The sequence below is a fragment of the Amycolatopsis coloradensis genome, assembly GCF_037997115.1.
Classification (GTDB): Bacteria; Actinomycetota; Actinomycetes; order Mycobacteriales; family Pseudonocardiaceae; genus Amycolatopsis; species Amycolatopsis coloradensis_A.
The window spans coordinates 3,708,665-3,733,042 of record NZ_CP150484.1; the positions used below are offsets into that span (position 1 = coordinate 3,708,665).

Consider the following 24,378-nt stretch of genomic DNA (forward strand, 5'->3'; position numbering starts at 1 on the left):
TGGAAAGTAAATGCCCGTACGGTCTCAGCCTGCGCCCGCGACCGGCTGATCGGCGTTGTCGACACCGAGCAGTCCGGCGAGTTTACGGGCGGTCTCCCGGTTCGCGGGCGTCTCATAGCGGGTGCATTCGGTCAGTGCCTGGATGCGGTATTCCCTGGCGAGGCCGGGCTCGTTCCGCTGTTCGTAGATTTCCGACAGCTGCTCCAGGATGCGGACCCTGTCGTCGGACCAGCGGTTGTCGGCCAGGAGCCGGAAAGCGGACAGCAGCTGATCCGTCGCTTCGGTGAGGCGGCGAGAATTGAGCAGGGCCTGGCCACGCCGGTGCTGTACGCGGGCGACGCCGACCACCGCCCCATGCTTCCTGAACAACGCTTCGGCCTCGTCGAGAACCGGCAGGGCAGCGGACAGGTCACCGAGGGCGGCGAGAGTCTCCGCGTATCGCGTCAGCACCATGGACAGCAGTTCGTCGTTGCCCGGGGTGCTGGCCTGACCTCGGTAGTGGGCGACACACCGGCGGTGCAGCGTCACGGCTTCGTCGAATTCGCCGGTCATGTGTAGTTGCCTGCCCAGCCACGACATCGACAGATACTGACCGGTCGGGTAGTCGGCCTGCTCGAACAAGGCGACGGCGCGCCGGTTGTGACGCACCGCGTCCGCGGGCAAGGTCAGGCGTGAGTCTATCGCCGAGCGGTAGTAGTAGGCCCATGCCTCCAGGACGAGATCCCCGACCTCGGTCGCGGCGGCGACCGCGCGATCGTGCACTTCCAGCGCTTCGTAAGGCTTACCGCACAGGACGCTGAGAGCCCAGCACAGGAAGTTGGACTGTTCCGCTTCGGCCCGGCGGTCACCCAGCGCACGCGCCGCCTTCGCCCCCGCGCCGAACACCTCGCACCACAGCTCCCCGTCACCGCGCAGGTCGGAGTACCAGTGCATGGCGGCCGCCAGGTCCAGGACCCGGCGATGTTCCCCCTGTGCGACGGCGGTGCGCAGCGAGCAGCGCCAACTGGACCGTTCCGCTTCCAGCCAACTGGTCGCGGCCTGGCGGTCGTAGATGGGGTCCGGGCCGTCGACGGCCCGGACGCCCATTCGGTCGTGGTCGAAGTACAGGGCGGCCTTGGTGGCGACCTCGAGTAACCAGTGCCTTGTCCGGACCAGGGCGTCCTGTGTTGCCTCGACGTTTTCTTCGCGTTCCAGGCGCTCTCGCGCGAAGACGCGCAACAGGTCGTGGCAGGTGTACCGCCCGCAGGTCCCGCTGGCGGTGAGCAGGCTGGCGTCCGCGAGTTTCTCCAAGCTGAGCTCGGCCGTTTCCTCCGGCTGTCCCGAGACGACTGCGGCCAGCTCGATCGAGACCTCGGATCCGGGTACCAGGGCGAGGCGTCGGAACATGCTCGCGGCATCGGGATCGAGGTGGTGGTAGGAGATTTCGAAGGCCGTGCGCACCTGTAGATCCCCGGCGGTGAGCACGGACAGCCGTCGCCTCTCGTCCTCCAGCCGGTCGGCGAGGTACGAGATCGGCCACTGGGTGCGGCTGGCCAGCCGGTTGCCCGCGATGATGAGCGCGAGCGGGATGCCGCCGCAAAGGCCGGCGACCCGTCTCGCTTCCTCCAGTTCGGCGGCGACGCGGTATTGCCCGGCGACCAGGCCCAGCAGTTCGACCGCGTCGTCCGGGGTGAGGCGGTCCAGACCGATCCGGTGCCGGACGTCCAATCCGGTCAGCGTGTTACGGCTGCTGACCAGGACGAGCGTGCCGTTGCTGGTCGCCAGCAACGGCCGCACCTGTGCCTCGTCGGCGGCGTTGTCGAGCACCAGCAGCACCGTGCGGTCGCGGAGCAGCGAGCGGTAGAGCGACAGCCGGTTGTCGGGATCGTTGGGGACCACGCGCTCGTCCAAACCGAACGCGTGCAGCAGTTGCCGGACCGCCCGATCGGTGGTGAGCGGGGCGCGGTCCGTGCCGCGAAGATCCAGGTAGAGGCAGCCGTCAGCGAAGCTTTCCTTCAAGCGGTGCGCCGCCTTCACGACCAGCGCGGTCTTACCGGAGCCCGGCAGCCCGTGAACGACCGCGAGCTGCAGCCGGCAGGAGGCAACGCTTTCGAGTGCGTACCGCTCCAAGGCCTCCAGGTCGGCGTCCCGGCCGGTCAGCTCGGTCAGCTCCGGTGGCAGCGCGCAGCTGCTCGTCAGCGTGCCGGCGAGGTCGGGCTTGTCCGTATCGGACGATGTGCGCCGTCCGGCGCGACCGGCGTCCGCGAACTCCCGGTGTTCGTCGTGCGTCAGCCCGAGGCCTTCGGACAGGAGTTCCACGGTCCGGCGCTGCGGCGTGCGGACCCGGCCGCGTTCCATGTAGCTGATCGCCCGCACGCTGATCCCGGTCCGCTCGGCGAGTTCTTCCTGCGTCATCGACGAACGCAGCCGGTAGAGCCGCAGGACCTCACCGAACGCCCTCGTGCCCACGCGACCACACTCCTCCACTGTCATGCCTCGAAGAGTGGCATCGACGCTATAAGGTCCACGTCTGCATGATCCCTTGGCAGGGGTTTCGTGATACCCGTAAGGGCGATCAATGGACCCTATCGGATGTAAATTTCTGTTCTTCGGGCTGCCGTCGGGTTACGTTACGTCAAAATGGAGCCTGAATGAAATTCAGGTTTCACGATCTGGGATTTCCGTGAGGCTCGCAGCGGCTGACGTGCTTGTATCGTGTTCTTCGAATAGGTCCAATCTTGGCCTCACGTCTTGATGATCGCACTTCGAGGTCCGATCGTGGCGTCGCGAGGCAAGGTTGGCGGTCTGCCCTGTCGGCGGCCCTTACCTTCCCGCTCAGCGAGAACTCCGGAATGGTATTCACGTATCGGAGCTGCCCGAAACCCGTGCCCTTCGAAACGGTCGAATGTCGATGTCGAAATCGCGCATCACAGCGTTATCGGCTAGGGCGCGTGTACGCTGTCCCGTCGTGCGGCCAAGTAGGGTTGTGAGGTCCACAGTGGAGAGTGCGCATCGACCGAAGGAGCATCTCGTGATGGCGGTGAAGTGGTACAGGACGGTCTCCGTGCTCGCGGTCATGGCCGGCTTTCTGTTCGTGGGTGGCGAGGCGGCGGCGGAGGACCCGATCGAGCCCGGGCACAGTTACGTCGAATCAGTGCGGACCGGTGCGGGCGGCCACTGAGCGGAGGGTTCTGCCGGCTCCGTGGATCACGATCATCAGCCACGTCCCGTCGCGCAGTCCGGTTTCGATGAGGGTGGCGGCGGCCCTCACCGCGGTTGCCGGGATCGTGACGCCCGTCGAATCCTCGGTGACGCGGGACCCTGCCCGCAGTGGCGCCTTCTTCCCTCAGGTGACGGTGTGAGGTGATGTCGAGCTTGCGGAAGATGTTGCGGAGGTGGGCGTCCACCGTGCGAGGACTGAGGAGCAGGCGGGTCGCCACTTTCTTCGAGGTCGCACCGCGTTCGTAGAGTTCCTCGGTCTCGGACGTGCGGCGGTGGGCGTTCGCGTGGTCGTCTTGGCGGCGAAGGAACCGTCCGTCGCACAGATCCGCGGAAAGGGCGCGCAACGCGTCGAGATCGCTCTCGCGTCCGGTGAGGTCGTCGACGTCCGCCGGGAGGACACCGATCAGGCGGGTCTTGTGGATCCCGGGGTTCGGCCGGTCGAGGACAGCGGCGCGGCGAGCGCTGCGATCGTTCGGCGTTGCGGCCTTTTCGTGATCCCCCGCTCCATGTCGCTGATGGCGCGGACGCTCACCCCGGCCCAGGGCGGCGTTCGTCATGACCGGATCACCCCGTCCCGACCAGCGGGATCAACTTGAGCTTGATCTCAGCGCCGCGGCGGGCGGGAAGACGTTTCCGAAACCTCGGGAAAGGGCTTTAGGAAGCTCCCTTGCTAGGCCGCGCGCGAGACGGCGATGGTGCGTTCGATTCCAGAGGCTGCAGAGGAAAGTACACGGGCGGTTGTCACGGCGATGTTCGCCAACCTGGGGATCGCGGTGACGAAGTTCGTCGCATTCCTGCTCACCCAATCCTCGTCGATGCTCGCCGAATCCGTGCACTCGCTGGCCGACACCAGCAACCAGGCGTTGCTGCTGGGCGGCAAACGCGCCAAGCGGGCGGCGACACCGGAACATCCCTTCGGCTACGGACGCGAGCGCTACGTGTACGGGTTCATCGTGTCCATCGTGCTGTTCAGTCTCGGTGGCCTGTTCGCCCTGTACGAGGCGTGGCACAAGTGGGCCGATCCGCATCCGATCGAGACCTGGCAGTGGGTCCCGATCGCGGTCCTGCTGGTCGCCATGGCCATGGAGGCCTACGCACTGCGCACCGCCGTGATCGAGTCCAACCGTGTTCGCGGACGTCGCTCGTGGGCGCGGTTCATCCGCACTGCGAAGGCGCCGGAGCTGCCGGTCATCCTGCTCGAGGATCTGGGTGCGTTGCTCGGCCTCGTGTTCGCGCTGCTCGGCGTATCGATGACCCTGATCACCGGTGAAGGCCGCTGGGACGCCGCGGAAACCGCGATGATCGGCCTGCTGCTCGTCGCGATCGCCGCGATCCTCGCCGTGGAAATGAAGTCCCTCCTCATCGGCGAAAGCGCGACCCGGGAACACCGGACCGTGATCGAGACCGCGCTGCCCGGCGACGGCGTCGACTCCGTCATCCACCTGCGAACCATGCACCTCGGCCGCGAGGAACTACTCGTCGCCGCCAAGATCGCCGTGCCCTCGGCCGCGACCGGAGCGGAGGTCGCCCAGGCCATCGACGCCGCCGAACAACGCATCCGCGCAGCGGTACCGATCGCCCGCGTCATCTACCTCGAACCCGACCTGCGACGCCCGGCCGCCCCTGAGAAGCCGACAATCCAGCGATGAGCACGATCACCAAGTCCATCGAGGTCGACGCCGATGTGTCCACTGTGTACAACCACTGGACCCGGTTCGCCGACCTCCCCCGCTACGTGGTCGGACTCGAGCGGGTCCAACAGCACGATGACACCCACACCCGCTGGACCATCGGCATCGGCGGCCTGAAAAGAACATTCGACGCCGCCATCACCGACCAGCGAACCGACCACCTGATCGCCTGGGAATCCCGGACCGGACCGAGTCACTCCGGCTCCCTTACCCTGCACCGGATCGACGACACCCACACCCGGATCACCATCGACATGAACATCACCCCGGCGGGACTCGTCGAGAACGCCGCCGACAAACTCGGCTTCCTCGACCGCCACGTCCACATCGCCCTGGACCGCTTCAAACACTTCATCGAGAACATCCAGACCGGGAACTGAGGCCGCGACGACCCTGAACCGTCCTGAGATTCCCCCGGCTGGATGCCGTTGGCGCCCTCGTGGTCTTCTCCGTAAGGTTAGCCCTGTCCGCCCGATCGATCATGAGGTGAAGCGATGTTCTGGACCATTCTGGGTTGGATTCTGTTCGGTCTGATCGCCGGTTTCATCGCGCGAGCCCTGGTACCGGGCAAGGACGACATCGGCGTGCTGCGGACGATCGTGCTGGGCATCGTCGGCTCCGTCGTGGGTGGCCTGCTGTTCGGCTTGCTCACCGTCGGCCTCCGCGGCTTCCAACCCGCCGGGTGGATCGGATCGGTCATCGGCGCGATCATCGTCCTGGTCATCTACAACAAGGTCACGGGCCGCAAGAGCCGACCACGCGCCTGACCCAGGCTCAGCCGAGGTCGCGGGTGCCGAAGGTGTCACAGCGCGCCGGGTCGCCGGCCGTGGTGCCGGTGGTGAACCACTTCTTGCGCTGTTTCGAGCTGCCGTGGCTGAACTTCGACTGGTCCACCCGGCCACCGCCCAGCTTGCGCTGGAGGTAGTCGTCGCCGATGCGGGCGGCGGTGTCCAGGGCACGGTCGATGTCGTTTTGGGTGATCTCGGTGACCAGCTGCCTGCCGTTCTCGGCCGGAGTGGTCTTCGCGTGGTTGGCCCAGACCGCGACGGGTTTGGGCGAGGCCGAGGAGTTGTACTGGTACGAGAACGGCCACGACGACAGCTCGCGGCCCGGTCTCATGGACGTCGACGCGCTCCCGTTGCCTTCGGGCACCACCGCCTACCTGTGTGGCCCCTTGCCGTTCATGCACGGGATCCGCGCCGGACTGATCCGGCGCGGCCTGCCCGCCGAGCGCGTTCACCACGAGGTGTTCGGCCCCGGAATGCTCGACCGGGGCTGACGCTCGTGTGAAGGTGGCGCCAAGCGTGACCCGATCTTCGAGACTGGGCCGCGCTTGGCGCTGTGCGCGCTGCTGCAAGGCGCCGACTGGGTCGAGTTCGCCACCCCGCGACCTCATCGGCGCCCTGTGACTCCGCGGTCTCGAAGCACGGCCGGACCCTCGAGTACGCAGGCAATCTCGAGATCCGCAAAGGGGCGGTCGGGCGGCGGCCTAGGACGTGGCTGCGGCTCTCGCTGGTCGGACGCGACGCGTTACGTGATCACCTCACCTGGTTGACCAACCTGAGCCACACCATCGACCAACCGCTGTAGCGAACTGGCGGTCGGGCCTCGCGAACGCCTGCCAGTCTCTGCCTCGACGCTTGCTCGCGGTTTGTGCACGTCGTCGACGGGAAAACCGGATGGATCAAAGGCACGTCCTTCAATCTGTGATGATCGGCCGCCGCCTTTCGGGTATGGGAACCGTTGGAGGCTCGACCTGTCAGAGGCTTCCGCAGCATTGGCGGATGACGTCTGCGGTCAGCGGCCCGCCCGGTCGGTGCATTACCACCTCGCGCAGGTCGGTGGAGCGCGCCATCTCTTGAAGTTCCGCCGGGAAGGTTTCGGAGCACCACAACGGTTCGATGATCCCGCGGACGCGAGTTGGGTCTCTTTGCAGTGCATCAGCGATGGCGGGCCAACGGTGTCGCAGGATCGTCCAGAGGGCAAGGGAGTCGATGTCGACCGCGACGCCTTCCAATGTCCGGACGGCTCGCAGGATCGTGTAGTTGTTGAGGAAGAGTTTGATGCTCCGGGGGTTTGGCGGCAGCAGCGGAGCGAACTTGCGGAGGATGTGCTCGCGTTGGGTACGGACGGCTTTGCCCGACAACGCTTGGGTGGCGTCGACGGCCACGGCGTCGCGGAGTTCAGGGCTCATTGTCGCGAGAGTGCCGACGACGGCTTGTTCGTCGCTGCCGGCGTCGCTGATGCGGTCCTTCGCTTCTTCGACGTCACGCCATCTCACAGCTTCGGGTTTTCCAGGCGTCAGGAGCCTGCCGAGAAACCGTTGTTGTGCGGTGGCGCTCAACGCGGGCATCGGCACTGTGAGCTGGAAGAGCTTGTCCAGAAACTGATAGCCGAGTGGATCGGTCGCACCGTACTCGGCGTCATAGGCTCGGCGCAGCCACGTACCGTCGGCGGCGATGACGAAGTACGCTGCGGACGGCTGCGTCCCAGTCGGGTCGTGCATTCGTGGCGCATCCCGGACCAGGGTCTGAATCGCTTCCAGCAGTTCGACCACCTGGGCATCTTTGCAGCGGTCGAGGTCGTCTATCAGGAACACCACTGGTTTGCGTGATCGGCGTAGAAGCCAGTCGAAGTGTTCGGCGACTCTGCCCATCGGATTGGTATCCGACTGCTCGAACAGCCGGGCACCGCGAACCGACCCCCATAGCAGCATTCGTGCGGCGAACCTGGTTCCTGCCCACAGGAAGCCGATCGCGGTGATTACCGGTGCGGTGACCTTGAGAACCTCCGAGAGCTGTCCCGCTCCGCCGATTCCCGCCCTGACGGTCACCGCCAAACCGCCGGCGGTGACCACGAGCATGATCAACGCCAGTAGATAGGGTGAACCTGACCGGCGGGCCCGCTCCACTGTTTCTGCGAGGCGGAAGTCAACTCGTCGTGCCCATTTCCTGTCCGTCACCACATGTCTGCGTAGCGTCGTCAGAAGCGACCACCACGGTGGTGACAACCGTGACTGTTGCCAGGCGTCGTGCCGGACGACCAGGTATCCACCTTCGGTCAGCCTTCGGCCGAGAAAGTTCAGCAGGGTGCTCTTGCCTGAACCCCAGGCGCCGTCCAGGTGGATCAGCAGTGATGATCTCGGTTCTCGCGCCCGGGTCTCGTCCAACCGACGAACGAGGACGGCGGCCAGCGCGTCCCGTTTGAGCAGGTCGACCTGGGCCGGGGTGTCGGTGGACCACTCGACTTCGACCGCGACCCGGTCTTCCAGCGCGTCGGCCATCCGGCCGAACTGATCGGCGGTGTCTTCGTCGAGACGCCGTTGCACGGCCTCACGGACCAGCCGGTGCATTTGCAGGGTCCCGTTGCGGTGGTCGATCTTGAGCATCGAGTACCGGTTGATTTCGCGCAAGGCGCGGCCCTGGGCGATCGGGTCGGTGAGCACACGTTCGAGAGCGGGAGGGACCTCGATGGTCGGCACGAGCTTGAGATCCGCTCGGCTGACCCGCGTGGCCTCGAAGAACGACAGCAGCCCCAGTAGTGCGGCGGCGCCGGGATGCCTGTCGGCCAGGGTCTGCAATGGAATGCTCCAGATCGCGGAGAGATCGGCATCGGGACTTCCCTCGGCCGATAGCAGCCCTTGGACCGCGTTCTCGAACATGCGCAGGTACATGTCGGGGGTGTCACCGGTGACCGCCATCCACGCCGCCGCTTGCTCCACCGCCAACGGCAGATCACCCACTGCCGCAGCGACCCGGTCGGCCTCATCGTCAGTCAGAGCGGGATGTCGCTTGGTGATAAGCCGCACGCTCTCCTGTCTCGTGAAGACATCGACCGGAAAGTCGGTGGCTGGCGGGTCCGGATTCCGCGAGGTGACCAAGAATCTGCCTCTGGACCCGCCTGGGATGTAGGGGGAGAGGTCAGCGAAGCTCGACGCACCGTCGAAAACCAGGAGCCATCGGTGCACCGGCGTACCGGTTGACAGGGCATTGACCGCCGACTCGGCATCACTGCCCACCGCCAGTGTGCGGGCCAGTTCGGCGAATGCTGCTCGCAGCGAAACGGTATCCGACGCCGAGATCCACCAGACAAGTTCATGGTCGTGAGAGTGGCGGTAGACGTACTCGAGAACGAGCTGCGTCTTGCCGATCCCGCCCATGCCGGTCACGTAGAGCCCACGTCGTGTTCCGAGGGACAACAGGGCTTCCATGCGGTCCAACTCTGCCTCGCGCCCTACGAAGAACCGATTCCTGGCCGGGGCTCCGTTCCAGAAGCGTGGCAGGTTGAACTGCGATCCGGCCGTGCCGTCATCCTTCGCCGTCACAGCCCGCCCAGCTGATCCGGCAACAGAGCTTCAGGAAGGCCTCGGGAACGCCACGACGACTCCATCAGCCTCACATCGGCTGCCTCTCCCCACTGCATTCGGCACACCTCACCACTCGAACTTCCGGACCGACTCTCCAAGAGTCGACGATGCAGGCGGGAACATTACTGTCTAGGCCCGAGGGGCTGGAGCTCCGAAGCCGTGGGCATGACGAGATCGTGCGTCGCCTTATCTCCCCGATCTCTCGGCCTAGCTCCGGATCCTGAGGATGTCTTTGGGATCAGGAGTCGTCATCCGACGTCATTCTCAGGAGGTGTGTGCCTAATTCGCGGCGCGCGAGGTCGATCATCGCGTCACGGTGGGCCTGCATCTCTGCCTCGTCCTCGTTGGCTGCCGCTACGTTCCAGCACCTGAGTAGCTCGCAGGCCTGCGAGCTGCCGTAGATCTCCAACCCGATCACCGCGTCCATCTCTGCCTGCACGCGCTCCCTTTGGGCCATCGTTGGTTCAGCTCGGCCAGCTTGTCCAGCTCGCCTTCGCGCTCGTATCGCTTGCGCCGTAGACCTAGTTCCGCCACGAGCAAGGCGGTGACGTACGCGTCTCGACGCTGGTGTGTCAATCGATCGCGCGTGGTCGCCTCCTCGGCGTGACGGGCCATCCGCTCCACCTGCGCTCGGCCTTGTTTGCCAGAGAGCCAGGTGAAGAACACGCCGGTCACGGCGGTCAGCCCAGCAGTAACAGGTGCTACCCACTCCCACGCCATCCTCGAATCCTGCCGTCCGGCGAACTGTTTTGGTAGCCCTTCGGCAGGGCCGCTCCAGTTGAATGCGACAGCCGAGCGGTGAGGTGTCATCTACTGGGTCCCCGGCCTTCAGCGCTTCTTCTCCTTGGTGTAACGGAGGCCTGTTCCCCATGGACGCTGTTGCAGACGCAATAGTGTCCATGGTGGTTGAAGTTGTGCGTGGACGTCCGTTGCCTGCTCCGGTACGGCACCGTTCTGGAAGCCGTCGGCGCCGATGCCGATTCAGATGTGGTCATGGTCATCGCGGGACTTGGGCCCTGCTTCGGACTGGTATCGCAACATCCAGGGCAGAATTCCCGAGAGGTTATTGTCGGCCGTCGGCGTTTCAGGCTGGCGCACCGGCTGCTGACCGAGACCGAGGCCATCGCGATTATGGCCGGCTACGAGCGGCGAAACCGGATGCTGCTCCCTGTCCTTCGTCCGCTGCTGAGTAAGTTGCTCGGCTGGACTTACGACGGTAGCGACGTCGCACGACGTCGCTTGGTGAGGCGGCTTCCGATCGTCGCGTTCCGGCCACGGACCGGCATCGGTGAGACGAGCGGCCATTAGGTCGCCGCTCGCAACCGCTGATCAGGGGACAGTTGTCGTCGGCCACATGAAGTCTTTGGGCGTGCCCAATCGGACGCTTGTCCATAATGGACTTAGAGAGTCCATGTGTCTCAATCGGCTTACCGCCAGGCGCGACCTGTGGCACGATCCGGGGTCGTCATCACAGTCACCTTTTCCTGGAGGGTCCTGCAGTGCGGTCGTACGACGTTTTGGCCGAATCGACGGCACCGCCTGCGGTCGTGTGGGCATTGCTGCTGGATCCGCGGACGTGGCCAGCCTGGTCGGGCGCCGGTGAGCTGGACGTCGGCCGCTCGGCCGGCCTCTCGCCGGATGGACGTGACGAAGTGGGTGCCATCCGTGCCTTCCGGGCGGGCCGGGCTGTCACCCGGGAACGGGTAGCGGGCCTTACTCCCGGGAAGCGGTTCGCCTACGAGACCGTGAAAAGCCCGCAATTGGCGGATCACCAGGCGACGATCGACCTCCACGAGATCCCCGGTGGAGGTACAAGAATTCGTTGGCAGGGAACGTATTCAGCCCGCGGGATAGGGCTCCGTTCCTCGGAAAGGCAAGTGCAGCGCACGATGGCGAGAACAGCTCGGCGGCTCGCTGAGTACGCGGCCGGTCAAAACGTAAGGTGATTGTCAGGTTCGGTCGCGTCGACGTGCGGGATACTGATCGCCGTCCGGTGCAAGCCGGAGGACGGTGACGCGACAGCCCGACAGCGCGGGCTACGACAGATCGGCGAGGCCCAGGCATGAATCGTGAAATGGTCAGACGATGAGCACGGGCACGGAGGGTTCCTGCGTGAAGTCGTGAAGCGATAGCCGTGGACGCGTTGGCGGGCCTGGAGCGAGGTGCCTGGCGCGTGCTCACCGACGAACCAGCCTCCGCACGGTCGTTCTACGAGACTGTGCTCCATGACCGTGTCGTGGTACTCCTGATCGACAGAAAACCGATCCAGGAACGCGAAGCCGCTCTGTCAGCCTTGTGCGGGGCGACCTGGACGGCGTATAGCCTTGCCGATCTGAGCGCGGCAAGGCTCAGCCGCGTGGTTGGCGCGGTCAACTACCGGGTCGCCGCAACCAAAGACGGGGTTCCCTATTCGGCCCGGGTAAGCAGCGTCTACGTTCGTCGTGACGATGGCTGGAAGCTGACCTTTCATCAGCATGTCAGCTGGTAAGTGCTCGCCGACGGACTGGAGACGGAGTTGCCGTCCGTATTGTCGAGGTTGCTGTCTCGCTGGGTTTTGGGGCGAGGGTGGACGTTTCCGGTCGCGGTCGTCATTTTCGTCTTCGTGACGAGCTGGCCGTTGATGCTGCTGGCGGAACCGGTGGGAAGCGAACTGGTCCTGCCGGGAAACTACTGGTGGTACTTCGTCGTCACGGCCACGACGGTGGGGTACGGAGACTTCTCACCGGAGACCACCGCGGATCATTTCGTCGGTGCCTACGTCATCGTGGGTGGGATCGTGACGATCACCACGGTGTTCACAAGGCTCGCCTCGAAGATCGAATTGGCGAAGGGACGGCGAATGCAGGGGTTGGATGTCGTACGTGCGGAAGGACATACGGTTCTGATCGGCTACACGCCCGGCCGGACCGAGCGGCTCGTCAGGCAGTTGTTCGCCGGGAGGATCGGCCTGCTTGACCTTGTGCGCGACCGATGACACACCGCTTCACCCGATGCCCGCACAGCCGGTGGATTTCGTCCGTGGCGAGCCGACCGCAGTCGAGGTGCTGACCAGGGCCGGCGTGGAAAGAGCCGGCACAGTTCTCGTCGACATGCGTGACGACAACGAGGCGCTTGCCGTCGCGGTGACCGTGAACCATGTGAACCGATCGGCGCATGTGGTGGTCACTCTGCGGGACATGGAGAAAGCCGAACTCGTGCACTACGTCGATCCGCGGATCAAATGCGTTCAGTGGCACACACCGCGCATGGTCACCGAGGAACTCACGTCGCCCGGCATCACCGAGGTCTACTCGGAACTGATGACGTCCGGCGGAGCCAGCACTTACTCCGCGACCCTGCCCAGTTCACTCGGGCGATTGAGCACCGAGAAATGCAAGGTCGCGCTGGGCCGGGCCTTCGGTGCGACGGTCCTTGTTGCGCGAGACGGTGAGGACCTGATCGTCAATCCGTCCTGGGAAGGTGAGCTTCCTGTCGGCTCGGTCCTCTACTACGTTGGGCCACGGCGACTCGAGGACGCGGAAATCGAAGCTGTCCTGCGGGAATGCGCACCGTAGGACGTCATTGAGTTCCGAGTGCACGGAGCACGCGAAATCGCGCGAGCCGGTGCAGCATTTCGCCCATGGCGTCGGGCCTGATTTGACCGTCGAGTTCGGCGTGGGCGGCGCACACGATGTCGTTGACGGCGGCTTCGGACAAGGAGGGGGCGAACTCGCGGGAAAGCCATTGTCGGACTTCGTCGGTGATGTCGTCGGTATGGTGATCGTGGACGGTCATGTCCCTCTCCTCCTGTTCGACGACATCCTCATTGTGTCGGCGACACGGGGGACTGCACCTGACGAGTGCCTGACGATTGAGCGGGACTCGGCGGCGACGTGGGTGGAACCGAACGGCTTGAGACCGTCGGCGTGGTGCTGGGCGCGAGTGTGGTGATCGGCTCGGGTTCGTCCTGGTCTGTCACACCGCAGCCGCCGAGTAAGAGGGCGAGCGTGACGAGGATGATCACGCGTTGCTTCATGTGGCTGCCTCCGGGAGTTCGACGACGAATCGGGCGCCGCCGCCGGGCCGGTCTTCGACCCAGACGGTGCCGCCGTGGCGGTGGACGTGGTCTGCGACGATGGCCAGCCCCAGTCCACTGCCTGTATCGCGGTCACGGCGACCGGCGTGCAGGCCGCGGGCGAAGCGTTCGAAGATGCGTTCCCGGAGAGCGGGTGGAACGCCGCTGCCAGCGTCGTCGACTTCTATCCTCGCATTGACGCCGCTTCGCCGCAGAGCCACGGCGACGGCGCCGCCACCGTAGCGGTCGGCGTTATCGAGCAGGTTGGTGACGACCCGGTCGATGCGGCGGCGGTCGGCGGAGACGAGTGGCGTGTCCGGATCGCTGTCGAGAATGGACGCGGAAGTCCCTCTGCTGTCGAGGATGTTGCGCAGGAGGTCGTCGAGGTCCACCAGTTCGGCGGTCTCGGTGATGTCGTCCTGGTCGGCGCGGGAGATCTCGAGCAGATCGACGACCATGCCTTGGAAGCGGTGCAGTTCCGCGTCGAGCAGTCCCAGTGCTTTGCGAGCGGTCGGGTCCATCGTGTCCTGGCGGCGGGTCATGACCTGGGTGACGTTGACCATGGTGGTGAGGGGGGAGCGGAGTTCGTGGCTGACGTCCGCGGCGAAGCGTTTGTCACGGCGGACTCGTTGTTCGAGTTGTTCGGTCGTGGTGTTGAAGCTCGTGGCGAGCGGGGCGAGGTCCGGGTCGTCTTGATGCGGGAGCCGGGTCGTCAGATCCCCGCGTGCCACCCGGGCTGCGGCGCCGCGAAGTGCGGTGAGAGGACGCAGCGCTCGTTTGGTGGTCCAGGCACCGAGCAACACTCCGAACAGTGAGGCCACGACGGTGCCCGCGGTGAGCAGGATGCTGAGGTATCGGAAGGTCCGGTCCAATTCGAGCAGCGGATACAGTTCGACGTAGACGCTCCCGCCGCTGCCTACCGGGGTGGCGATGGCGAGCACGGGGATACCGTCGGCGGTGAACCGTTGCCGTGCGGCGACGCCGTCACGCGCGCTCGTCACCAGGGCGGCCGGAATTATGCCGGGCTCGATCTGCCGTCCGCTGGTGAGCCAGCCGTCGGGCCGGGACAGGAGGATCGACGAGTCCGGGCCACTGGCGAGCCCGGTCAGCAGTTCGGTGAGGTTGTCGGAGTGCTCGGCCAGCGCTTTGTCGACGAGGCCGACGTTGACCTCCGACTGCCGCAAGGTGCTCTGTTCGCGCTGGTCGAGCATGTAGCCGGTGGTCAGGTTCCAGGTCGCGACCCCGAGCACGGTCATGACCACCGCCAAGCCGAGGCCGAACGCGCCTGCCACGCGCCAGCGCAGGGAAAGCCGACGCAACGCCGCCCCGAACCCCGCGCGGGTCATGATCCCGGACTGATTTGATAGCCGCGTCCGCGCACGGTCAGCACCAGACTCGGATTGTCGGGATCGGACTCGACCTTGCGGCGTAACCGTCTGATGTGGACATCCAGGAGCCGGGTGTCACCGAAGTAGTCGTGACCCCACACCCGCTGGAGCAGCTGTTCCCTGGTGACGACCCTGCCCTCAGCGGTGGCCAGTTCGGCGAGAAGACGGAATTCGGTGCGGGTCAGATGCACGCGGCGGCCGTCACGATGCACGCTTTCCTCGTCGGGCTGGATTTCCAGGCCGCCCACGGTGATCCGGGCCGGGGGAGGTGGTGCGGTGCGGCGGAGCAGGGCGCGGATTCTGGCCGCGAGTTCACCGGCGACCAGCGGTTTGGTGACGTAGTCGTCCGCGCCGGCTTCGAGGCCTGCGATGACGTCCTGGGTGTCCGTGCGGGCGGTGATCACGATGATCGGCAGTGCACCTTGTTCGCGCACGGATCGGCAGACGGTGAGTCCGTCGATGCCCGGCAGCATGAGATCGAGCAGGACGACGTCGAATCGGCCGTCCGCGAGCAGTTCGAGCCCGTCTTCGCCGGTTTCCGCACAGTCGACGGCGAAGCCCTCGTCGGCCAGCGCGAGGCTCAATGCCTCGCTGATCATCACGTCGTCCTCGACGAGAAGAACACGAGTGGGCACAGTCGGTATCTCCTTCCGGCCGCCAGGCTAACAGTCTTCGATCGTAAGGCAGTCGTCAGTTTCAGGGTCCCCGATTCGTGTCAGGGTGGAAACACGCTCACTGAAACACGGGAGGAAACGCCCATGACCGCCGACGTGCTCGCAGCACAAGCCGACACCGCCTCGCGGGTGGAACTTCACCCCAGGGTGCGACGGCTGCGCGACGACGCGGACCGGGCCTGGGCCATCGCGGACGGACATCGAACGTTGGCAGCGGAGATCGAAGCGAGCGGAGAGCCGGAGGCGTTCACGCGGGCCAAGTCCCAGCGGCTGCTCGGCGAAGTCGCCGCGCACCACGGATTCGCCTATCACGAACTCGCCAACGCCGCCGAAGCCCGCGCCGGAGCGCAAATCCATCCGCGTGAGTCTCCACAATGGAACCTTCTGATCGATCGTTCGTTCACCGCGATCCGTCGCGCCGAAGCACATCACGAACGTGCCGCGGCGTTCTCGGCCAGAACAGCCGGTGACGAGGCTGCTGCTCGACGACATGAGCTCGCCGCCAGAGAGGCGGACAGGCGTGCGGTGAAGTCGCTCACGGAAGCAGGCTGATCGCTGAACGGTGCGATCGTAAGGATTTCGTCAGGTCGGTTCTGCCAGTTCCATGACACGCTCGGCGTGCGTTCCTTATCCGATTAACGAGGACGGTGATGGGTCTCTCAGTCAGCCTGCGTAGCAGAGCTCTGACCGAACTGTCGTACCTGGGCAGGGGGAAGCCGTCGGTGGCAGCCGGTGGAGCGGTTGTCCCCGCAGGCACTGTCGACAGCGGGTTCCAGCGTGCCAAGCGCTTGCGAGCCGAGGCCGCTCGGGTGCGCTCGGCGGCAGGTGAGCACTTGGAGCGCGCAGCGGAGTCGATGGCAGCTGGCGATCCGTCTCTAGCACAGAGACACAGAGCTCTCGGTGAAGTGGCTGCCTGTCATTACAGAGCCTACGACGAGCTGGCCGCCGCGTCGGAACATCGGAGCAGAGCCAAGCGGTTCCCGCGCGGCATGAAGGCGCGTGAGATCGAGATTCACCGGGCCTACGCGGCGATCCGGCGCGCCGAGGGCCACCGGGAGCGAGGAGAAGAGCTCCGTCGCCGCGACGACGCCTTCGCGGCGTTGCGTCACCGGGAACTCGCAGGGGAGGCCGAGGAGAAGGCGAGGATCGCCGACCTCCGCGCGTTCGAACTCATGGAAAACGGATCGAACGAAGGTTCACCATGAAGACCGGAACTCAGTCACGTCCGATTTTCGGCAGGCCTGATCCGTTCTGCCTGTTCGCCGTGGTCCCCGCCTTCTTGGTGGCGGTTCTCATGCTTGTGCTGGATCTGTGGGTGCTCGCGAGCGCAGGCTTCGCGTTCGCCGCTTTGATCCTGTTGTTCGATTCTTGGGTGAACCGCCCGGAGCCCGCCCCAGAGCCGAAACGTCGTGTACGTCGACGAGAAACCTTTCAGCGACCTACACGGCACAATGTTGTTCGTTCTATGAGAACGGCATCGGTGCACCGCTACCGGTAGGACTGTTCTCGGCGAAGCGGCTGGTGCCGAGCCATGTGATGGCCTGGCGTACGGAGTTCCGTGGGCCGGTGATGACGATCGCCTTGTCCCGCAGGGCGTCCAGCCAGTCCTCGTGGCCGAGCCAGACCCTGGCGAGGGCGCCGACCGTGCACTCGATCCGCATCGCTTGCGGACGCTTCGGATCGTGAACGGTTGCCGCGGTTACCGTCCTGGACAGCACGAGCCACCACCAGCGCGGCCCGGGAGATTCGGTGAACCGGAAGTGAATCGACACGGCCTCGCGTGGAAGCAGGTAACGGTCGATGCCGCGGGCGACGTCACGGAGAACGAGGGCAGGGTCGAGATCGCCGTGTCGCGGTGGCGGGAGGTGCCGTGCGCCCCAGCGGCCGAGCGGTTCGACGACTTCGGCCAGCGCCTGGCCTGCTTCGGTCAACTCGGCCCGGCGGGGGCGAAGCACCACGAGACCCGTGGCCTCGAGCTTGCGCAGCCGTTTGGTCAGCAGGCCGGTCGACATACCCGGAACGCCGGCCGCGATGTCCGTGATCGCGGTGCTGCCGTTCAGCAGCTCGCGGATGATCAACAGCGTCCAGGGTTCGCCGACCACCTCGGCCGCCAGCGCGATCGGGCAGTGTTGCTCATAGCGCATCACAACACCTGCACGACTCGGGCGATGCGGTCGCGTGCGAGACGGTGCAGCATCTCGCCGATCGCCTCGGGCACGATCTGGTCCTTGAGGTCGCGGTGGGTGGCGCGGACGATGGCGCCCACCGCCGAGGGTGACAGCTTCGTCGAGAACTCGTTGGCCAGCCAGACGGTCACGTCCTCGACGACGTCCTGCGCCTTCGGTGTCTCCACGCTCATCGCTCTCCTGTTGTGCCTCGATTCTCCGGCTATTCTTCCGGCTCAGCGCCCAGGTGAACCTGACGACTGTCTGACGATTGCGGTGGGCCGTGGTCGACGATGTCGGGAGGAGTGCCGCTCGTGGCAGGCGCAGTTCCGTCTCACCACAAGCGGTGAGGAGCGTACAAACGACCACGTCATGGCCAAGGTCCATTTGGCCCTGGCTTCAGCGTCATGTGAAGGTGGATCGCAAGGGAGTTGTCAGGTCAGGGCGTTCGGGCAGCCATCACACTGGGGTGGAAGGTCCCCGCCGGAATGGGCGGGGATGCCGGACGACAGGATTTTCCAACGGTATGAAATCGCGCTCGCCCGAAGCGAATACAACTGACCGGAACAGTGCCGAGGCGGGCGAAGCGAGCCGATTGGCTCCTGCTGTCGCGGGAGCGTGTACGTTCCTTGCCGGGGTCTGGCTGACACTTTCGCCCTTTGTGCTCGATCATGAGTACACGGGGACCGGATTCGACGGGCTCTGGAACGACGCGCTGGTGGGCATCGCGCTGATAGTGACCGGCTCCGCGCGGCTGGTGGAACCCCTTGCGGCTTCACGCTGGTCGTCATTGCCGCCTGCTCTCGGGCTGTGGCTCATCGCGGCACCTTTCGTCCTGGGCTACAACGACGGAACGCCGGCGCCTGGGGCGACGACGAGTGACCTCGCGGTCGGTGTCTTCTTGCTGCTCGTCTGGCTCGTCATCTCCGGTTCTCGAGAAGAGGATCGGGCGGACGGTGACATTGAGGGCTTCGAGCGAAGTAGAGAGTGAGACTGTGCAGCCGACCGGCGGCCGGAGTGCTCGATCGAGAGGACCAGTGGATAGGACGGGTGTTCGTCGGCCACGGCCGGTGTTGTGCGGGCGAGCCAGGCCGAGTCAGACCAAGCGGAAAGGCCTAGTTTGTCAGGACCCGCGGGCGATGTCGTCATTTCGCGAACGCTGTCGTATGGACGTCGTAAACGACACCGCGGTGAGATCTCTGCGCGTCTTCGGCTTGCCGCTCGGTTCAGGTGCGCAGGCCCTGCAGCACGATCGCGAGACCGAGTCGGAATTCCGTGTCGGGCGTGACGCCGGTAGGCCGAGGGTTGGCGGTGAACCGTAGCCCGTGCGCAGGCTGTCAGCCATTACGTCGTGAGTACTCCGTCAATACCGATGCCACGCGTGCGCAGGACAGGTAGTTCGACACGAGGTGGAAGTCAAAGGCATGGGCGACGCTGTGCTCGTCGACGTCCACGTCCGCGAAACGCCGGGAAACGCCGAAGGGCGGTACAGCCACCAGATCGCCTGGATCGGCGAGGTTCACCCACCGGGCCACGCCAGGTGGTCGCGCTCCGCGACCGTCCGCCGGCGGCGGGCACAGCCGAGGGAAGACCGCATGCGGTAAGGCCAGGGGTGAACCGAGGGTGATGAGCAGGTCGACCGGAACGTCCTGACATTCCCACAGCGCTTCGTAGGCGACGACCGACCCGAGCGAATGTGCGATGACCACTTTTGCGTGCCTGGAACGAAGAGTGTGGACCACGCGTTCCCGGGCAGCTGTTCGTGCCGAGTCGTCGTCGGGGTTCAGGTAGGCCGCGACTTCCCGGAAGAAGGTCGCAACGAACATATTGACCAGGCGTGGGGAGAGCCCGCGTCGTTCCGCAACCCAGGACAGAACTTGACGTAGTGGCCAGGTACCCCAGCCCTGACGGCCTTGGATGGGGAGATCGAGGCTTTCGAGCCAAGCCCGCAGCATCTGCTCGGCTTCCGGGGGAAGGTTGTCGAGGTCGTCGCCGCCCTGCCTGCCCGGTGCTCGCAGCTGGTCGGCGTAGTAGGCGACATCGATGGATTGGATGGCCGGAAAGCCGGTTGAGAGGTGCCGTCGCCAGACGGTGGAGAGCTGCAGAGCGGCGTGCTCCACCGTCTCACCGGGCCGGTGATTTCCGACGCCATGTACGCCGATGATCTGGAGCATCAACGCCCTTTCGCGATGTGATCGAGGGTCAGGACATCCTGGCCTGTGCAGACCACGAGGCCGTTGTCCGGAGTGATGTCGAGGGCCCATACCGGCGCAGGCATCGTCAGAACCTCGCTGCATTGGCCGGTACCGAGGTCCCATACCCGGACTGCCCGGTCGAACCCGCCGCTGATGGCGGTCGGCCGTTCGTCGATCTCGGTGCATACGACAGCCGCGATCCAGTCACTGTGTCCCGCCAGTGGCTCAGCGATGGGTCGGCCGCTCCTGAGATTCCAAAGCCGGATCAGGTAGTCGTCCCCGCCGGTCACCGCGACCGGATCGCCGTCCAGCATGGTGCAGGCGACCGCGTAAACCCGGTCACGGTGATCCCGCGACGGTGGATGCACAAGCGTCCCGTCGGTCAGATCCCAAACTCTTACGGCGTGATCGTTGCTCACCGTGACGGCGACAGGGCGTCCGTCGATGCTCGTCGAAGCGATCGCCCGGCTCCACCGGTGATCGATCGCAGGGGCGTCCAGGACAGCGCCGGTGGCGGGGTCCCAGAACCGTACGCATTCGTCTCCGCACACGATCATGGCTGTCCGGCCGCCCACTTCGGAGCAGGTGATCGCGTTGATCCACCCGATGGCCAGGTCGGTGCTACCGACCAGCGCTCCTGTCCTGGTGTCCCAAGCCCGAACGGATCCGTCCGCACCGCCGGTCACGGCCAACCGCATGCCGTCGACGTCCGCGAGCGCGACGGAGGAGACGACGCCGGATGCCCCCGCGAACGGCTTGCCGATTCGCTCTCCGGTGCTCAAGTCGAATTGCCACGCATGGCCGTTACTTCCCGCGGCGACCACGATCCCGGCGCTTTCGCTGCCGGAAGAGGTCACCGCGGTGGCCCAGCTTCTTTCGTCGTCGAAGGGCAGGGTGGACGCCCAACGAGGGATCCAGCCACCGGACTGGATGTCCGAGGCGATCCGGCGTCCCAGCTCCGCGTCACCATGACGAGCGGCTTCGACTGCGAGGACCCAGCGGCGGACTGCCAGGGGCTCGTTCCCGAACGCCCAGCGTCGGAGTGCTTGCAAATACATGTCGCCGCGCAACCGGGCGGCTGTGTCCTGCGCGCGGTAAAGCTCGGGCACAAGACTTCGGCCGTCGGCATGGAGGAGGAATTCGATGTCGAGAAGCAGCTCGTCGACGCGGCCGGCTTCGATGGCGTGGTGGATCACGTGGCGCAGAAGATAGGGTGGGACCGAGGACCAGCTGCCCCAGCGGCCCGCCCGCACAGCTCCGAGCAGCCGGTCGAAGACGGCGCCGGAGCCTGCCCGGATGTCTTCTGCTCCGTCGGCCTCCGCCGTGCTGCCGGACATCGGGCGCAAGCGGAGGTAGTCGGCGAGACTCTGGTGCAGCAGGCGGTAGAGCGTCGTGCCGTCCTGTTCGACCGTCGTCCGCAGATAGAACCTGACAGCGTCAAGGAGAGCGCGGACCCGGTCCTCGGTGGCTGTAGCGCAGAATCCTTCGGCGAGGAAGCCGATGACCTCGGCGGGAGCACCTTCACCGACTGTGTGCGCCACCGCGGCCAGCGTCGCGCGGAGCTCGGCGCGATCAGGCCGCGCGCCCAGTTCCAGTTCCAGGACTTCAGGCAGACTGCGTGGCGCCGTCGCACCCAGTTTTTCGGCCTCGACGAGGGAAGTCACCGGCGCTAGATGGCCGAGGTACCCCACGAACATCCCTGCGACGAGAAAGGCGCCCCATGCGGACTGGTTCGACCTCCTTCGGAGCCCGACGAGACGAGTGGCCATGGTGGTGGCGAGGTGTTCCCGTACAGGCCGCTGATCGGCCGAGTCGTAGCCCGGCATGTCCGCGAGCCGGGTTCGGAGGTACTCCTGGAGGTCGTAGCGGAGTTCGACGCGAGAGACGGTGTCCAGGTCCGTCAGCCCGTGGTCCTCAGCGGCGATCTTCCGGAGCAGCTGGAACTCCTGCCAGGGCCGGAAGCCGACCAGCAGCCTGCAGACAGGGGTGTCATCGAGGTGCCGTGCACCGACGAGAGGCATGAGGAAGTCCCTGATCATCCGGTTCGGGTCCAAGGCCTCGTCGACGGCATCGACGACGATGACCGGCGTGACCGCGAGGCCTGCCAGCTCTGTGATCAGCCCCGCGACAGAGCGGCTTTGGCTCGGGCGAGGCAGGCCGAACTGCCTGACCAGCGAGTCGACCAGCTCGGGGACCCGGCGTTGGCGTGCGTGAACCGCTCCGAGATAAGGGTTGCGTGACGGGCAACCTGCCGCTTCCAGGCGGGCTCGTACGTGCGGTACCGCAGCCGCGAGGACCGGATGCGCGGCGCAGACCAGCGCTCCGAGCAAGGCGGACTTGCCGACCCCTGGGCTTCCGGTCACGACGCGGAGGCCGCTGCCGGGGTCGGCACCGTCCATCCAGCGGGCCAGGTCTCGCAGCTGCCGGCGGCGGCCGGCGAAATGCGAACCGACCCGGCCGAGGAAGTGCTCCGCGTCGAAGACGTCGTCGAGTTCGTCGAGGAAGCTTCGCAGCGGTGACTCGATGGCTTGGCGTGCCAGGCGCTGAGGGTCGTCGACAAAGCGGGGGTTGGGAAAGAACGGTAGCTCGGGAACATCCTGTGCGGGATCGAGCGGCGTAGCGTGTACCCGCTGAGGCAGACCCGGCATCGCCTCGACTCGTTCAGCGATCCTCCTCGCGAACGCCGGGAACGAAACGTATCTCCTGCTCGGGTCGGTACCGAGGCCGTCCACGGCCAGCTGTTTCAGTACTTCGGCCACCGACCGGCTGAACCGCCCGTCGAAGGCGTCTTCGTCCGGCCCGGCCCCCGCGATCACCCAAGCCCTGGCGTCACGTCCAGCCCGTGCGACAAGCCACGGCAGGCGGGCCGCACGGCCCGCTCGGCAGAGGTCGAGAAGGAACAGCGCCGGTGCGCGACGTTGCTGTGCGGTCGAAATCCACTCGCTGACGTTGGTACCCAGACCAGGGCGGCCGTTGGCCGGGACCACATCGAGGCGCTGATCGTCGTCACCGATGTCGCCATGAGAGACGACGTGGACGACGAGACACGCTTCTCCATCCTCGAGCTCACGATCGATCGCGCCGACCAAATCGCGGCGATCGGGATTGTGAAGAGTTGTTGCTTCGTACTGCAAGTTCGTCAAAGCATGGCTGACGGACTCGGTCACCTCGTTGGCGAAATCGAGTGGAGGCCACCCCGAGTCGTCGAGTGCTGGTTCTTCGCCTGCAGGAACCTGCGTGGAGAATTCCCCGACCCCGATGAGCAGCGCTCGTTGCGCGCCTGCCCGTCCAGGCAGTTCTGGCGTCATGCCGAGACCCGTTCTCCCTCTGTAGTTCTGACCGGGCAACGTTACGCAAGCGTGCGGTGACATCTGAATACGGGTGCTGCAGGGAACCGCATTCTGACATCTCGATCGCGCCAGGTTCGCCAGCGCACTGCGAGATCGTTCTCGAATAGTCGACTTCAATGCAGATTTCGAAGACAGCCGGTAGTGAAACGATCATTTCGCGTACGTGGCTGGAGTCGGCCGACCACGGTAGCGGCCGTTGTCCGGTCTCCTGCGTGGACACCACAGTGGCGACTTCGAGAGAATCCCTTCGTCCAATGGCAACGAAGGTGTTACGCGCTCTACCTCTGGCACTGGCCGGTCCTGGTCTACTACCTCGTCGCGCGTGACGGGGAAGAGGTCGGGCTGCGCGGTGGCGCGGTGATCATCGCACTGGCGTTCGTCCTCGCCGTGCTGACCCATCACCTGGTCGAGAAGCCGGTTCGGTGTCCTGGCGATGGCCATGGTGCTCGCGGCGTGCGGTGACAATCCCGATCACCCCGGTGCCGTCGCGCGGACGACCGGGTTCACCTACTGGGGCTCGGCGGACGTGAAACCAGTGCCGTCGTTCGTCGCGGTGTCCGAAGACTGGGCGGGGATCGACCCGGCCCGGTGCGGAACCTCGCCGCGCAACGCCGATCTCGAAGTCTGTACGTCGCAGACCACGGGGCATCCCACTCGCCGGATCGTGGTCGCCGGCGACTCGCACGCCGGGCAGTTCCTCGGCGCCCTCCTCCCCATCGCCGAGAAGAAGAACTGGGAGGTCACGTCCATCCTCCGCGGCGGCTGCCCGTTCTCCACCGACTCCGACGCCGTACCGGGCGACCAGTCCTGCATCGACTGGAACACCGCCGTGGTGGACGAAATCGTCACCACCCGTCCCGACACGGTGATGAAGATCGGCACCGGGAACTAAAACCTGGCGTCGAGGAACGGGCCCGCCCGGGTACATCGCCCAATGGCGAAAGGTCGAGGAGGCTGGAATCCCGGTGCTGGCGGTGCGAGACAATCCCGCTTCGGCCAAGCTCCCGCCACCTGTGCCGAGATCCGCGGCATCGCGGCGCCCGAACGCGCCACACCGCGGTCGGAGCTCTACGCTGAGCGGCCGCCATACGAAGCGCTCTCGGATCTGCCGCCGAACGTGCGGTTCCTCGACTTCAGCGACTACTTCTGCACGGCCGAGGTCTGCCCGCCGGTGATCGGCAACGTGCTCGTCTACCTCGACGACAACCACGTAGCGGTACCAACATGTCGACGATGTCGGCCATCGCGGACAAGGCGATCACCGAGGCGCTCGGCTGGGCCGACGATCACGCGG

At 65.7% G+C, this 24,378-nt stretch carries 27 protein-coding genes and 3 pseudogenes; 18 read left to right on the forward strand and 12 right to left on the reverse strand.

Going from position 1 to position 24,378, the window contains the following annotated elements; translation table 11 throughout:
• Positions 1-24: 24 nt before the first annotated feature.
• Complete coding sequence (locus tag LCL61_RS17785; protein WP_340687849.1) at positions 25-2,448, reverse strand: ATP-binding protein; 2,424 nt, start codon at positions 2,446-2,448, stop codon at positions 25-27.
• Positions 2,449-3,013: 565 nt separating this feature from the next.
• Here LCL61_RS17785 and LCL61_RS17790 point away from each other — a divergent pair.
• Entirely contained in the window at positions 3,014-3,160 is a 147-nt protein-coding gene (locus LCL61_RS17790; protein WP_340687850.1) for a hypothetical protein, read from the forward strand.
• A 160-nt stretch (positions 3,161-3,320) separates the two neighbouring features.
• On the opposite strand, the pseudogene LCL61_RS42605 reads toward LCL61_RS17790, so the two are convergent.
• Positions 3,321-3,440: pseudogene (locus LCL61_RS42605) on the reverse strand (LuxR C-terminal-related transcriptional regulator); the annotation flags it as partial.
• Between the two features lie 33 nt (positions 3,441-3,473).
• Here LCL61_RS42605 and LCL61_RS17795 point away from each other — a divergent pair.
• From LCL61_RS17795 to LCL61_RS17810, 4 genes are all read left to right on the forward strand, one after another.
• A complete protein-coding gene (locus LCL61_RS17795) occupies positions 3,474-3,797 on the forward strand; it encodes a hypothetical protein (RefSeq protein ID WP_340687851.1) in 324 nt (107 codons plus the stop codon).
• A gap of 153 nt (positions 3,798-3,950) precedes the next feature.
• On the forward strand, positions 3,951-4,850 hold the full coding sequence (locus LCL61_RS17800; protein WP_340687852.1) for a cation diffusion facilitator family transporter: 900 nt from the start codon (positions 3,951-3,953) through the stop codon (positions 4,848-4,850).
• Positions 4,847-5,272 carry an SRPBCC family protein gene (locus LCL61_RS17805; RefSeq protein WP_340687853.1) on the forward strand — a complete coding sequence of 142 codons (426 nt, stop codon included), beginning with the start codon at positions 4,847-4,849 and terminating at the stop codon, positions 5,270-5,272. The genes LCL61_RS17800 and LCL61_RS17805 overlap by 4 nt, the downstream gene beginning before the upstream one ends.
• A 114-nt stretch (positions 5,273-5,386) precedes the next feature.
• The gene (locus tag LCL61_RS17810; RefSeq protein WP_072030217.1) at positions 5,387-5,659 is read left to right on the forward strand and encodes a GlsB/YeaQ/YmgE family stress response membrane protein; all 273 of its coding nucleotides are present in this window, start codon (positions 5,387-5,389) and stop codon (positions 5,657-5,659) included.
• A gap of 7 nt (positions 5,660-5,666) precedes the next feature.
• Here the strand turns inward: LCL61_RS17810 and LCL61_RS17815 are convergent.
• Positions 5,667-5,933 (reverse strand): annotated as a pseudogene (locus LCL61_RS17815) (neutral zinc metallopeptidase); the annotation flags it as partial.
• Positions 5,934-6,009: 76 nt separating this feature from the next.
• On the opposite strand from LCL61_RS17815, the gene LCL61_RS17820 reads away from it, so the two are divergent.
• Entirely contained in the window at positions 6,010-6,171 is a 162-nt protein-coding gene (locus tag LCL61_RS17820) for a hypothetical protein (RefSeq protein WP_340687854.1), read from the forward strand.
• Between the two features lie 62 nt (positions 6,172-6,233).
• Positions 6,234-6,482, forward strand: coding sequence for a transcriptional regulator (locus tag LCL61_RS17825; RefSeq protein WP_340687855.1), 249 nt, complete (start codon positions 6,234-6,236; stop codon positions 6,480-6,482).
• Positions 6,483-6,651: 169 nt separating this feature from the next.
• On the opposite strand, the gene fxsT is transcribed toward LCL61_RS17825, so the two are convergent.
• Positions 6,652-9,216, reverse strand: a complete 2,565-nt coding sequence (fxsT, locus tag LCL61_RS17830) for an FxSxx-COOH system tetratricopeptide repeat protein (protein WP_340687856.1) — start codon at positions 9,214-9,216, stop codon at positions 6,652-6,654.
• 280 nt (positions 9,217-9,496) lie between these two features.
• Positions 9,497-9,697, reverse strand: a complete 201-nt coding sequence (locus LCL61_RS17835; RefSeq protein WP_340687857.1) for a hypothetical protein — start codon at positions 9,695-9,697, stop codon at positions 9,497-9,499.
• A 479-nt stretch (positions 9,698-10,176) separates the two neighbouring features.
• On the opposite strand from LCL61_RS17835, the gene LCL61_RS17840 reads away from it, so the two are divergent.
• From LCL61_RS17840 to LCL61_RS17860, 5 genes are all read left to right on the forward strand, one after another.
• On the forward strand, positions 10,177-10,566 hold the full coding sequence (locus LCL61_RS17840) for a hypothetical protein (RefSeq protein WP_340687858.1): 390 nt from the start codon (positions 10,177-10,179) through the stop codon (positions 10,564-10,566).
• Positions 10,567-10,652: 86 nt separating this feature from the next.
• Positions 10,653-11,204, forward strand: coding sequence for an SRPBCC family protein (locus LCL61_RS17845; RefSeq protein WP_340687859.1), 552 nt, complete (start codon positions 10,653-10,655; stop codon positions 11,202-11,204).
• 227 nt (positions 11,205-11,431) lie between these two features.
• Positions 11,432-11,746, forward strand: coding sequence for a DUF4440 domain-containing protein (locus LCL61_RS17850; RefSeq protein ID WP_340687860.1), 315 nt, complete (start codon positions 11,432-11,434; stop codon positions 11,744-11,746).
• Between the two features lie 114 nt (positions 11,747-11,860).
• On the forward strand, positions 11,861-12,232 hold the full coding sequence (locus LCL61_RS17855; RefSeq protein WP_340687861.1) for a potassium channel family protein: 372 nt from the start codon (positions 11,861-11,863) through the stop codon (positions 12,230-12,232).
• A 16-nt stretch (positions 12,233-12,248) separates the two neighbouring features.
• On the forward strand, positions 12,249-12,812 hold the full coding sequence (locus LCL61_RS17860; RefSeq protein ID WP_340687862.1) for an NAD-binding protein: 564 nt from the start codon (positions 12,249-12,251) through the stop codon (positions 12,810-12,812).
• A 4-nt stretch (positions 12,813-12,816) separates the two neighbouring features.
• Here the strand turns inward: LCL61_RS17860 and LCL61_RS17865 are convergent, their stop codons facing one another.
• From LCL61_RS17865 to LCL61_RS17875, 3 genes are all read right to left on the reverse strand, one after another.
• On the reverse strand, positions 12,817-13,032 hold the full coding sequence (locus LCL61_RS17865; protein ID WP_340687863.1) for a hypothetical protein: 216 nt from the start codon (positions 13,030-13,032) through the stop codon (positions 12,817-12,819).
• A gap of 237 nt (positions 13,033-13,269) precedes the next feature.
• Positions 13,270-14,658: a HAMP domain-containing sensor histidine kinase gene (locus tag LCL61_RS17870; protein WP_340687864.1), complete on the reverse strand. Its 1,389-nt coding sequence runs from the start codon at positions 14,656-14,658 to the stop codon at positions 13,270-13,272.
• Entirely contained in the window at positions 14,655-15,299 is a 645-nt protein-coding gene (locus tag LCL61_RS17875) for a winged helix-turn-helix domain-containing protein (protein ID WP_425342051.1), read from the reverse strand. The genes LCL61_RS17870 and LCL61_RS17875 overlap by 4 nt, the downstream gene beginning before the upstream one ends.
• Positions 15,300-15,458: 159 nt before the next feature.
• Between LCL61_RS17875 and LCL61_RS17880 the strand changes: the two genes are divergently transcribed.
• Together LCL61_RS17880 and LCL61_RS17885 are read left to right on the forward strand one after the other, a co-directional pair.
• Positions 15,459-15,926, forward strand: coding sequence for a hypothetical protein (locus LCL61_RS17880; RefSeq protein WP_340687866.1), 468 nt, complete (start codon positions 15,459-15,461; stop codon positions 15,924-15,926).
• 98 nt (positions 15,927-16,024) lie between these two features.
• Complete coding sequence (locus tag LCL61_RS17885) at positions 16,025-16,579, forward strand: hypothetical protein (RefSeq protein WP_340687867.1); 555 nt, start codon at positions 16,025-16,027, stop codon at positions 16,577-16,579.
• Positions 16,580-16,837: 258 nt separating this feature from the next.
• Here LCL61_RS17885 and LCL61_RS17890 read toward each other — a convergent pair whose 3' ends face one another.
• Both LCL61_RS17890 and LCL61_RS17895 read right to left on the reverse strand, forming a co-directional pair.
• Entirely contained in the window at positions 16,838-17,518 is a 681-nt protein-coding gene (locus LCL61_RS17890; RefSeq protein ID WP_340687868.1) for a helix-turn-helix domain-containing protein, read from the reverse strand.
• On the reverse strand, positions 17,518-17,733 hold the full coding sequence (locus LCL61_RS17895) for a hypothetical protein (protein WP_340687869.1): 216 nt from the start codon (positions 17,731-17,733) through the stop codon (positions 17,518-17,520). Before LCL61_RS17895 ends, LCL61_RS17890 begins: the two co-directional genes overlap by 1 nt.
• A gap of 332 nt (positions 17,734-18,065) precedes the next feature.
• Between LCL61_RS17895 and LCL61_RS17900 the strand changes: the two genes are divergently transcribed.
• Positions 18,066-18,530 carry an SPW repeat domain-containing protein gene (locus LCL61_RS17900; RefSeq protein ID WP_340687870.1) on the forward strand — a complete coding sequence of 155 codons (465 nt, stop codon included), beginning with the start codon at positions 18,066-18,068 and terminating at the stop codon, positions 18,528-18,530.
• Between the two features lie 346 nt (positions 18,531-18,876).
• Here LCL61_RS17900 and LCL61_RS17905 read toward each other — a convergent pair whose 3' ends face one another.
• Together LCL61_RS17905 and LCL61_RS17910 are read right to left on the reverse strand one after the other, a co-directional pair.
• Complete coding sequence (locus tag LCL61_RS17905) at positions 18,877-19,713, reverse strand: serine peptidase (protein ID WP_340687871.1); 837 nt, start codon at positions 19,711-19,713, stop codon at positions 18,877-18,879.
• Positions 19,713-23,042 (reverse strand): AAA family ATPase, encoded by a 3,330-nt coding sequence (locus LCL61_RS17910; protein ID WP_340687872.1) that lies wholly within the window; start codon positions 23,040-23,042, stop codon positions 19,713-19,715. Before LCL61_RS17910 ends, LCL61_RS17905 begins: the two co-directional genes overlap by 1 nt.
• A gap of 183 nt (positions 23,043-23,225) precedes the next feature.
• On the opposite strand from LCL61_RS17910, the gene LCL61_RS17915 reads away from it, so the two are divergent.
• From LCL61_RS17915 to LCL61_RS17925, 3 genes and pseudogenes are all read left to right on the forward strand, one after another.
• Positions 23,226-23,546: a hypothetical protein gene (locus LCL61_RS17915; protein WP_340687873.1), complete on the forward strand. Its 321-nt coding sequence runs from the start codon at positions 23,226-23,228 to the stop codon at positions 23,544-23,546.
• Positions 23,518-23,976 carry an SGNH hydrolase domain-containing protein gene (locus LCL61_RS17920; protein ID WP_340687874.1) on the forward strand — a complete coding sequence of 153 codons (459 nt, stop codon included), beginning with the start codon at positions 23,518-23,520 and terminating at the stop codon, positions 23,974-23,976. Before LCL61_RS17915 ends, LCL61_RS17920 begins: the two co-directional genes overlap by 29 nt.
• Before the next feature lie 42 nt (positions 23,977-24,018).
• Positions 24,019-24,264 (forward strand): annotated as a pseudogene (locus LCL61_RS17925) (hypothetical protein); the annotation flags it as partial.
• Between the last annotated feature and the right edge of the window lie 114 nt (positions 24,265-24,378).